Consider the following 9,917-nt stretch of genomic DNA (forward strand, 5'->3'; position numbering starts at 1 on the left):
TAGCTTGAATCATGGTTTTCATCGTTAGCTGACTTTTCCGACTAAAATCTTTTTCAGGATGAAGCACAAACTGGTTTGCGGTGGAAACGATGTCGTTAATACTATCAAGTAAATGAGCTTTAATCTGGTCTAGCATGATTTTTCCCCTTTTATTTCTGGTGTAACATAAAAAACTAACCTACCACAAAACGTGATAGGTTAGCTAACTTAATGACATTGCGGTATGGATCCAGCCTCTTTTTTGTTATACTAGACAGTATGTAGGAGGTGGCTATGTTAGAAAATTGGTTAAACACCAAGCAAGGTCAGGTGTTTCATTACAAGATGGAAAAGATTGAGTATGCCCTAGAACAGCTAGGAAATCCCCAGTTTGCAGTGCCGGTCATTCATGTTGCTGGAACCAATGGCAAGGGATCGACCATTGCCTTTATGCGCCAGCTATTTCAGGCACATGGCTTGCGTGTCGGCAGTTTCGTGTCACCCCACATGGTGAGCGTACACGACAGGATTTGTATCGACAGCCAGCCCATTTCTGACCATGATTTTCAGCACTATTTACAGAAAGTCTACGACTTGGAGCAGGAAATCGCCGCTCGCTATGAGCCTTTCCGCTATTTTGAGGTCATGGTGCTCATTATGTTCCTCTATTTCCAGAACCAGCAGCTCGATGTGGCACTAGTAGAGGTCGGCATCGGAGGGCTTTTGGATACGACCAATGTCGTGTCACCAGCCCTAAGCGTGATCACCTCCATCGGCATGGACCATCAGGATTTATTAGGCTCGACTTTAGGGGAAATAGCAGAGCAGAAAGCAGGGATTATCAAGGAAAACGTGCCTGTCGTCCTTGGACCACTTTGTCCAGAAACCACAGCCATCTGTCGCCAAATTGCCCTTGATAAACAAGCACCTGTCTACCAATTTGGTCAGGAATTCACCTATAAAGCAGGACAGTTCAGCAATACGGACATCGACCTGTCAGAATTAGTTCTGGGTCTGGCAGGCCATCATCAAGAAGAGAATGCGGCCGTAGCCCTACAAACTTTTCTACTCTATATGACCAATATCCAAAAAGACATTCAACCTCAGTTGATTCAACAAGCCCTTGCCCAAACCAGCTGGCCTGGTCGTTTGGAATTGGTTGCTCAAGAGCCAAAAATCTATTTGGACGGAGCCCACAATGTCCCCGCTATCGAACGTTTGGTTGAATTTATTCAGGTTCAAGAAGAGCCTGTTACCATTCTCTTTTCAGCTCTTCGGCGCAAGGACTTTCAAGAAATGCTGGAATTATTGGACGAAAAGTTACCACATATTGCCCTTATATTAACCAGCTTTGCTTATGATGGTGCCTTGTCTGAGGAAAACCGGCAAGGACGAGATTATGTTGAGAACTATCAGCAGTTTATAGAAGACTGGAAATCTAGCAAGCAAGGTATTTTGATTGTCACAGGCTCTCTCTACTTTATCTCAGAAGTTCGTCGGCTTTTTAAAAAATGAATATCTTTTTGCGAATAAATAGGTATGACACATGCAGAAAAAATAGCATTTCTAAAGGAATTTGAAAAGCTCAAACGCCATACCTTTCGCCAGTTAGAACAGTTTGCAAAAATTTCTAGAACTCCCGATAGGAAATGACATCGGGAGTGCTTTTTGATATAATAAGGAAAGCAAATCCAAGGAGAAGAAAATGACAGAATTAGATGTAGTTTCGGACGTAGTTACTCATCCTGAGGAAACTTATCGGCGTAGTCGTAGAGCATCACGCAGACAGCAAGTGCAATTGAATGGTGAATTTCATGAAAGAGTATTAAAGACAAAGTATTGGCCAGCTCTTGTTTGGAGCTTAGTTTTAAGTATTTTTAGCGTAGCCAATCCACTGCTAATGCCATTTGCAACCAATATACAAACTCAAAATTTATATGCAGGGATGGCAATGGCAAATGGACAAATCCCTTATGGTGATTTCTTTGGGACAAGCGGGTTATTATTATACTTACTTGCTTTCTTAGGTCATCTGGGAGGGACTTTCATTATCTTTGGAATCCTCCAGTTTATAGCGTTACTGATAGCGGGAATCTATTTCTATAAGATTGTAGCTTATTTTAGTCAGTCAGAACACCTAGCGACAAGTTCTAGTCATTGGTTCTATGTATTTATTTTTGCACTTGGTTTTGGAGGGATGTATGCAGAAATGTTTGCTCTTCCGTTTCTTTTGACTAGTGTGTGGTTTCTGGTCCGCTATTTTGAAAATGCAGTGCGTGATGAGGCATTTATCCTCTACGGAATCGATGCAGCATTGGTATTTTTAATTTACCCAAAAAGTCTGATTCTTTGGTTAGTTGCGGGTCTAGTTTTATTTATTTTTAATATCCAATACCGCCAAGTTACTCGAGGAATCTATCAATTATTAGCGACCATTTTTGGTTTTCTTCTGATTCTATATGCGGTAGGTTATTATGCTTTTGAGGCGCAGATTCTGGGGACAGCTATTCAACAAACTTTCCTTTATAACTTACAGTTAGACTTTCACCATTCCTATCTATATTTAGCCTTGGCGATTGTGTCTGTATTTTTACTCTTATCTGGATTCTTTAAAAGTTTCATCCAAATGGTGTTTTCTTTCAAACAAGGAAGACATACCTATATCAAAGTTCTCCTATTATTGACTTTCTTAGTTCAATGTGTCTTTATTATTGGGAATGCAAACTTTCAATGGAGCCAACTCATTCTTCTTTTACCGTATGGTTTTGCGATGTCAGTCGTTTACCTGCGTGATGAAGATGTAGAAGATCATCGTGGATATTTACGTCGTCAATTCTTTCTTCCGTTAGCTATTTGCTTGGGTATTATCGCTCAACCTGCTTATCTTTATTTGATACAGGGAGATTTGAGAACAGACCGTGAACAAGTTGCCAATTACATTGGTGAACAAACGAAAGATTCGGACAAGATTTATGTTTGGGATAATAGCGCAAGCATATATCTTTCAAGTCAACGCTTATCTGCCGCAACGATTACTACAGCAGAACCCTATCTGAATACTGACGACAATAAAAATAGCTTGATGTATGACATCAATAAAAATGAGGCAAAATTTGTAGTCATCAATAAGAATTTGCCAATTCTAGATGAAATCAAGACAAATTTAGAATCACAGTACCAGTCTGTTCAGACAACGGATTACTTTACGATTTATCAAAAGAATGAATGATTGCTCAGGCAGTCATTTTTTCTTTAGCCTATCTGGGAAAAGTAGGGAAAGTGGATATGTGGTATAATGGAAAAATAAGCATTCGGGAAAAATTATTAAAGAAATGCAGGAGAAATGATGTCACATATTATTGAACTACCAGAAATATTAGCCAACCAGATTGCGGCTGGTGAGGTCATTGAGCGACCAGCCAGTGTGGTTAAGGAGTTGGTGGAAAATTCCATTGACGCAGGGGCTAGTCAGATTGAAATTAGTGTTGAAGAGGCTGGCCTTAAAATGATTCAAATCACGGATAACGGAGAGGGAATTGCCCCTGATGAAGTAGCGCTTGCCCTCCGCCGTCACGCCACCAGTAAGATAAAAAGTCAATCGGATTTGTTTCGTATTCGCACCCTCGGTTTTCGTGGAGAAGCTCTGCCTTCCATTGCTTCTGTCAGTCATATGGTCATTGAGACAGCTACAGCAGACTCTACACACGGACTTCATTTGGAGGCCAAAGGTGGTGTCATCGAGAAAGAAGAGCCCGTTAGTCGTCCAGTTGGTACGCAGATTACTATTTCGGATTTATTTTACAATACCCCTGCTCGTCTCAAATACGTTCGCAGTCAACAGGCTGAATTATCACATATTGTTGATGTTGTAAATCGATTGAGTCTAGCTCATCCGGAAATAGCTTTTGCCTTAGTAAATGAAGGACGAGAATTAATTAGAACTGCAGGGACAGGGAAACTTCGTCAGGCAATTTCAGGGATTTATGGGATTGCGTCTGCCAAAAAAATGGTTGAAATTGAGGCAGAAGACCTGGATTTTCAGATTTCAGGTTACGTTTCCTTGCCAGAGTTGACTCGTGCCAACCGCAACTACATTTCCATTTTCATCAATGGTCGCTATATCAAGAATTTTTTGCTGAATCGAGCGATTTTGGAAGGTTATGGTAGTAAGTTGATGGTTGGACGCTTTCCGCTGGCGGTGATTTCTATTGAGATTGATCCTTATTTGGCTGATGTCAATGTGCATCCGACCAAGCAGGAAGTTCGCATCTCCAAGGAAAAAGAACTCATGACCTTGATTCGAGAGGCGATTAGTCAAGCGCTTAAAGAGCAGGACTTGATACCAGATGCTCTTGAGAATTTAGCTCAGTCAAGTACTCGACCAAAAGTAAAAGTAGAGCAAGGGACCTTACCACTCAAAGAGCCAAAAATCTATTATGATACGATTAAGCAAGACTTCTTCTTAAAACCAGACGTGGTCGCTGAGGATGTCAAACCTCTCGAAGAGGATAGGCAAGAGATTGTTGAGTCGCCTGTCGAAAATAAACCTACATCCGTTCAATTTGCAGAACGTCAGTCGGTGGAATCAGAAGATCAGGAGCATCCTAATCTAAGTGCAAAAGAATTGGCAAAACTGGCAGATAAATTAGACCAGGAGGAAACATCGACATTTCCAGAGTTAGAATATTTTGGTCAAATGCATGGGACGTATTTATTTGCACAAGGTAAGACAGGACTTTATATCATTGACCAGCATGCCGCACAAGAGAGGGTCAAATACGAATACTATCGTGAGAAAATTGGACAGGTTGACAATTCAGCTCAACAGTTATTGGTACCGTATATTTTTGAATTTCCGCAGAATGATGCTCTTAACCTTGTCCACAAAATGGATGCCCTCCGTCAAGTTGGTGTCAACTTAGAAGAATATGGAGCTAATCAATTTATTCTGCGTGAACATCCTATTTGGATGAAGGAAGAGGAAATTGAGTCTGGCATCTATGAGATGTGTGACATGTTGCTCTTGACGGATCAGGTGTCAATCAAGCAGTATCGGGCAGAACTGGCTATCATGATGTCTTGTAAACGGTCAATCAAGGCCAACCATGCTTTGGATGATTATTCGGCGCGTGATTTATTGAGACAATTGTCTTACTGCCAAAATCCCTATAATTGCCCGCACGGCCGTCCAGTTTTAGTGCATTTTAGCAAATCGGACATGGAAAAAATGTTCCGTCGCATTCAAGAAAATCACACGAGTTTGCGAGAATTGGGCAAGTATTAAACCGTTGACAAAGAGTTGACACACTAGTAAAGGAAGTATATGTACGACTATATCAAAGGAATTTTAACGAAAATAACTGCAAAATACATTGTGGTAGAAACGCAAGGAGTAGGCTATATCTTGCAGGTTGCTAACCCCTACGCCTATTCAGGACAAGTCCAGCAAGAAGTGACTGTCTATACTCATCAGGTGATTCGTGAGGATGCTCATCTGCTCTACGGATTTGCTACAGAAAATGAAAAATCCGTCTTTCTGAGTCTGATTTCAGTATCAGGTATTGGTCCAACAACAGCTCTGGCTATTATTGCTGTCGATGATAATGATGGGCTTGTTCGTGCCATTGAGCAGAAAAACATTACCTACCTGACCAAGTTTCCAAAGATTGGCAAGAAAACAGCCCAGCAGATGATTTTGGACCTGGAAGGCAAGTTTGTCATGAGCGAAGAAGCTGGTCCTGTCCAACAAGTAGCACCATCCAGTGAAAATATCGCCCTCGAAGAAGCTATGGAAGCCATGGAAGCTCTTGGCTACCGACCAGCTGAACTCAAGAAAATCAAGAAATTCTTCGACGGCACCAATGACACCGCAGAAAACTACATCAAGTCAGCTCTCAAAATGTTGATGAAGTAATAAGATACAAAGGACGTAAAGGACAAAGAGAAAATAGGAAACCTAACGCAGAGCCTTTAGGCTCTGGGCAGGTTTATCTTTTTCTCACAGTCCTTAGTCCGTGTTCAATTACTGTACCAGTATGATGGTTACTAAAGTAACTCATCATACTACGGCAATCGCTATTTGCGACTTGCCTAGGTACCTTACTAATTCGCCACAAAAACAATGTCGATTTTTGCGGCTCATGTCGTGTCCAGATACAAAGGACGTTAAGCGATACAAAGCAAAATAGGAAAGCTGACGCAGATGCTTTGGCATCTAGGAAGTCTTTATCTTTTTGCAAAGTATCGTAGCCGTGTTCAAGTAATAAGATACAAAGGAAGTAAAGGACAAAGAGAAAATAGGAAACCTAACGCAGAGCCTTTAGGCTCTAGGCAGGTTTCCTATTTTCTCACAGTCCTTAGTCCGTGTTCAATTACCGTACCAGTATGATGGTTGCTGAATTAAGTAGCTAAAAGTATAGTCATTTTAATTAGCTTTGATACATCGTCACTTTCGCTTTGCCGTACTCTACGAAAGTGACTTGTTTCTCAAGTCTTATTTCCAACCTAGAACAGCCCATTAGGCTGTTCTAGCAACCTGCGCCTCAGTTCCTTGTCTGAAAGCTAATTCATTCGACTATATTGAGTAAACTGTATGTAAAAAGGAGTTTCTGTGTCCCGTTGTGCTTGGGTTAATCTAAATAATCCACTTTATATTGCTTACCATGATGAAGAATGGGGCAAGCCACTTCACGATGAGCAGTCTTTGTTTGAGTTGCTTTGCTTGGAATCCTACCAAGCAGGACTTTCATGGGAAATTGTTCTCAACAAACGGCAGGCTTTTCGCTCCGTATTTTTCAACTATAATATTCAAAAGGTTGCAACAATGACCGATGAAGATTTGGATGCACTTTTGGATAATTCACATATCATCCGTCACAAGGCAAAGCTGTACGCTACCCGCGCCAATGCCCAGGCTTTTCTTCGAGTACAGGAGGAATTCGGCACGTTTGATACGTATCTTTGGGAATGGGTGAACGGTGCAACAATCGACAACCCTGTCAAGTCCTTCCGAGAATTGCCGACCAAGAACGACTTGTCTGAGCGAATTTCAAAAGATTTGAAAAAGCGAGGTTTCAAATTTGTAGGTCCTGTCTGTATTTATTCTTATTTGCAGGCAGCAGGTCTGTTGAATGAACATGAAGAAACTTGTGAGATTGGAAAGAAATTACGAACTAATTAGATGAGCGAGCAATCGCACCCTAGACAGAGGAGGAATATGAAAGCAGAACTAATCGCCGTTGGGACGGAGATTTTGACAGGCCAAATCGTTAATACCAATGCTCAGTTCCTTTCGGAGAAATGTGCAGAGCTGGGAATTGATGTTTATTTCCACACAGCTGTTGGAGATAATGAAAACAGGCTTCTGTCTGTACTGGAAGTAGCCCGTCAGCGGAGCGACTTGGTCATTCTCTGTGGAGGACTTGGTCCAACTGAGGATGACTTGACCAAGCAGACCTTGGCGACCTTCTTAGGTAGAAATCTTGTGTTTGATGAGTTGGCTATGGCAAAATTAGACCGCTTCTTTGCCAGTCGCCCAGGTCGTGTCCGTACACCAAATAATGAACGCCAGGCACAGATTGTGGAGGGAAGTCAGGCGCTACAGAATCCAGCTGGTTTAGCTGTTGGTGGTATGATTGAGCAAGATGGTGTAACCTATATTGTTTTGCCTGGCCCACCAAGTGAGCTCAAGGCCATGTTTTCTGAGAGTCTCTTGCCTTTACTGTCCCAATCTCAGCAGCAACTTTATTCGCGTGTCCTACGCTTTTTTGGCATTGGTGAAAGCCAGCTGGTGACTGTTTTGGCGGACTTGATTGACAAGCAGACAGACCCAACTCTTGCACCCTATGCTAAGGTTGGAGAGGTGACTTTACGCTTGTCCACCAAAGCGACCAGCCAAGAAGAAGCAAATCTACGTTTGAATCAGTTGGAAGAAGAAATCTTGAAACGTGACAAATTGGCAGACTATTTCTATGCCTACGGAGAGGACAATAGTTTGGTCAAAATGGTAGCGTCTTGTTTGATAGAGAAAAAACAAACTATAGCCATCGTCGAACAGGGGACAGGTGGTCTCTTGCAAGCTGAATTGAGTTTGGCTTTGGCTGATCAGCCGTATTTTAGCGGAGGGAAAGTCATCGGTCAGCTAGGGAAAGTCATCGGTCAGCTAGGGACAGAATCGGGCAGGCTATCAGAGGAAGCTGACTGCATTCGGCAGGAGCTGCAAGCTGATTTAGGTTTGGCTGTGTCTGTGCTTATCAAACCGGAATCAACAGAGGACAACGTACTTGCAAAAGTATATCTCACTTTGGCTACGACCTCGGGTATTTCCAAAAAAGAGATAGATTTAGGTGGTTATTCGTGGCAATACCTTCGCCAGCTTGCTTGTTTGCAGGCCTGGGATTTTGTACGAAACACTTTGTGAAATAGCAGATATTTGCTATAATAGTTTGACTAAGAAAAGAGGAGAAAATCATTGGCTAAGAAATCAGGAAAAAAATTAGAAGATATTACAAAGAAATTTGGCGATGAGCGTAAAAAAGCGCTGGATGATGCCCTAAAATCAATTGAAAAAGATTTTGGTAAGGGTGCTGTCATGCGTCTTGGTGAGCGTGCTGAGCAAAAAGTTCAAGTCATGAGTTCAGGTAGCTTGTCAATCGACATTGCGCTTGGAGCGGGTGGCTATCCGAAGGGGCGTATCATTGAGATTTACGGTCCAGAGAGCTCAGGTAAGACAACTGTTGCCCTTCATGCAGTAGCTCAAGCCCAGAAAGATGGCGGTATTGCTGCCTTTATCGATGCGGAGCATGCCTTGGATCCAGCCTATGCAGCAGCTCTTGGTGTCAATATTGATGAGTTGCTCTTGTCACAGCCAGACTCAGGAGAGCAGGGTCTTGAAATCGCTGGTAAGTTGATTGACTCTGGTGCTGTTGATTTGGTTGTTGTTGACTCGGTTGCAGCCCTTGTACCACGTGCAGAAATTGACGGTGATATTGGTGATAGCCACGTTGGTTTGCAGGCTCGTATGATGAGTCAGGCCATGCGCAAACTCGGTGCATCCATCAACAAGACAAAAACAGTAGCTATTTTCATTAACCAGTTGCGTGAAAAAGTCGGTGTCATGTTTGGTAACCCTGAAACAACACCTGGTGGACGTGCGCTTAAATTCTATGCATCTGTCCGTATGGATGTTCGTGGAAACACACAAATCAAAGGAACAGGCGACAAGAAAGATCAAAACGTTGGTAAGGAAACCAAGGTGAAGATTGTGAAAAACAAGGTGGCGCCACCATTTAAAGAAGCTGTTGTTGAAATCATGTACGGTGAAGGAATTTCTCGCACAGGTGAATTGATTGAGATTGGTAGCAACCTCGGCATCATCCAAAAAGCAGGTGCTTGGTATTCATATAATGGAGAGAAAATTGGCCAAGGTTCTGAAAATGCTAAGAAATTCTTAGCAGATAATCCAGCCATCTTTGATGAAATTGACCGCAAGATTCGTATTCATTATGGTTTGATTGAAGCAGATGGAGTTGAAGAGGTTGCGACCGAAGAAGCTCCTGTTGTTGCGGAAGAAATCCAAGATGTTATCCTAGATCTTGATGGCGGTATTGAATTAGAAGATTAATTCCTAACAAAATAGATTTAATATTGAACTATTTCTACCTATCTGTTATAGGTTAGTGTAAAGTTGTTTAGTATAAGCACGAAAAAGTCTGGAGATTCTAGGCTTTTTTCTAATAAAAACCGAATTTTTACCCTAAAATTTAATGTTTTTTCAAAAAATAGGTCTGCAGACCGAGGGAATTTATGATATAATCCCGTCTTTGACAGTTTGAAACGACAAAAACCTCCCTAACTCTATGCATATCAAGGGTTTAGAGAGGTTTTCTTTTTATATCAAAAATGCGTACTTTTTCTCGATTTTGATGCTTGTAAAATTT

Annotated in this window: 7 protein-coding genes and 1 pseudogene; 7 read left to right on the forward strand and 1 reads right to left on the reverse strand. The window is 41.8% G+C overall.

Going from position 1 to position 9,917, the window contains the following annotated elements; translation table 11 throughout:
- A pseudogene (locus ODU39_RS10055) lies at window positions 1-136 on the reverse strand (IS4 family transposase); the annotation flags it as partial.
- Between the two features lie 137 nt (window positions 137-273).
- Here ODU39_RS10055 and ODU39_RS10060 point away from each other — a divergent pair.
- The 7 genes from ODU39_RS10060 (at window position 274) to recA (ending at window position 9,601) form a co-directional block, all read left to right on the forward strand.
- On the forward strand, window positions 274-1,494 hold the full coding sequence (locus ODU39_RS10060; RefSeq protein ID WP_398580373.1) for a bifunctional folylpolyglutamate synthase/dihydrofolate synthase: 1,221 nt from the start codon (window positions 274-276) through the stop codon (window positions 1,492-1,494).
- A gap of 190 nt (window positions 1,495-1,684) precedes the next feature.
- Window positions 1,685-3,208, forward strand: a complete 1,524-nt coding sequence (locus tag ODU39_RS10065) for a quinol oxidase (protein ID WP_398580372.1) — start codon at window positions 1,685-1,687, stop codon at window positions 3,206-3,208.
- A gap of 117 nt (window positions 3,209-3,325) precedes the next feature.
- The gene (mutL, locus tag ODU39_RS10070; protein WP_398580371.1) at window positions 3,326-5,263 is read left to right on the forward strand and encodes a DNA mismatch repair endonuclease MutL; all 1,938 of its coding nucleotides are present in this window, start codon (window positions 3,326-3,328) and stop codon (window positions 5,261-5,263) included.
- Between the two features lie 39 nt (window positions 5,264-5,302).
- The gene (ruvA, locus tag ODU39_RS10075) at window positions 5,303-5,893 is read left to right on the forward strand and encodes a Holliday junction branch migration protein RuvA (RefSeq protein ID WP_063076944.1); all 591 of its coding nucleotides are present in this window, start codon (window positions 5,303-5,305) and stop codon (window positions 5,891-5,893) included.
- A gap of 696 nt (window positions 5,894-6,589) precedes the next feature.
- A complete protein-coding gene (locus ODU39_RS10080) occupies window positions 6,590-7,159 on the forward strand; it encodes a DNA-3-methyladenine glycosylase I (protein WP_398580370.1) in 570 nt (189 codons plus the stop codon).
- A gap of 36 nt (window positions 7,160-7,195) precedes the next feature.
- Entirely contained in the window at window positions 7,196-8,398 is a 1,203-nt protein-coding gene (locus ODU39_RS10085) for a competence/damage-inducible protein A (protein WP_398580369.1), read from the forward strand.
- 51 nt (window positions 8,399-8,449) lie between these two features.
- Window positions 8,450-9,601 carry a recombinase RecA gene (recA, locus tag ODU39_RS10090; protein ID WP_398580368.1) on the forward strand — a complete coding sequence of 384 codons (1,152 nt, stop codon included), beginning with the start codon at window positions 8,450-8,452 and terminating at the stop codon, window positions 9,599-9,601.
- Window positions 9,602-9,917: the final 316 nt, after the last annotated feature.

The organism is Streptococcus sp. 2021WUSS126 (assembly GCF_044427255.1).
Classification (GTDB): domain Bacteria; phylum Bacillota; class Bacilli; order Lactobacillales; family Streptococcaceae; genus Streptococcus; species Streptococcus hashimotonensis.

Bases quoted from the DNA above. Each gene is read 5' to 3' on its own strand.
- ODU39_RS10065 (WP_398580372.1), top strand. From the start codon at position 1,685: ATGACAGAATTAGATGTAGTTTCGGACGTAGTTACTCATCCTGAGGAA.
- ODU39_RS10085 (WP_398580369.1), top strand. From the start codon at position 7,196: ATGAAAGCAGAACTAATCGCCGTTGGGACGGAGATTTTGACAGGCCAA.
- mutL (WP_398580371.1), top strand. From the start codon at position 3,326: ATGTCACATATTATTGAACTACCAGAAATATTAGCCAACCAGATTGCG.
- ODU39_RS10060 (WP_398580373.1), top strand. From the start codon at position 274: ATGTTAGAAAATTGGTTAAACACCAAGCAAGGTCAGGTGTTTCATTAC.
- ruvA (WP_063076944.1), top strand. From the start codon at position 5,303: ATGTACGACTATATCAAAGGAATTTTAACGAAAATAACTGCAAAATAC.